The sequence below is a fragment of the Rothia sp. HMSC036D11 genome, assembly GCF_001814205.1.
Classification (GTDB): domain Bacteria; phylum Actinomycetota; class Actinomycetes; order Actinomycetales; family Micrococcaceae; genus Rothia; species Rothia dentocariosa.
Genome location: NZ_KV815295.1, coordinates 1 through 202, shown reverse-complemented (window position 1 = coordinate 202; position 202 = coordinate 1). Strand labels below are relative to the sequence as shown.

Here is a 202-nt window from a genome sequence, read left to right as displayed (position 1 = left end):
AAAACTAGTCCGGCGACAACCTACTCTCCCACACCCATCAAAGTGCAGTACCATCAGCGCAAAGAGGCTTAGCTACTGGGTTCGGAATGGAACCAGGCGTTTCCCTCTCACTATAATCACCGAAACGTGGAGGCGAGGGGACTCGAACCCCTAACCCTCTGCTTGCAAAGCAGATGCGCTACCAATTGCGCCACGCCCCCGC

At 55.9% G+C, this 202-nt stretch carries 1 tRNA gene and 1 rRNA gene; both read right to left on the bottom strand.

What is annotated here, in order from left to right:
- Positions 1-7: 7 nt before the first annotated feature.
- Positions 8-124: ribosomal RNA gene (rrf, locus tag HMPREF2958_RS04740) — 5S ribosomal RNA — on the bottom strand.
- Between the two features lie 3 nt (positions 125-127).
- Positions 128-200, bottom strand: a tRNA-Ala gene (locus HMPREF2958_RS04735).
- Between the last annotated feature and the right edge of the window lie 2 nt (positions 201-202).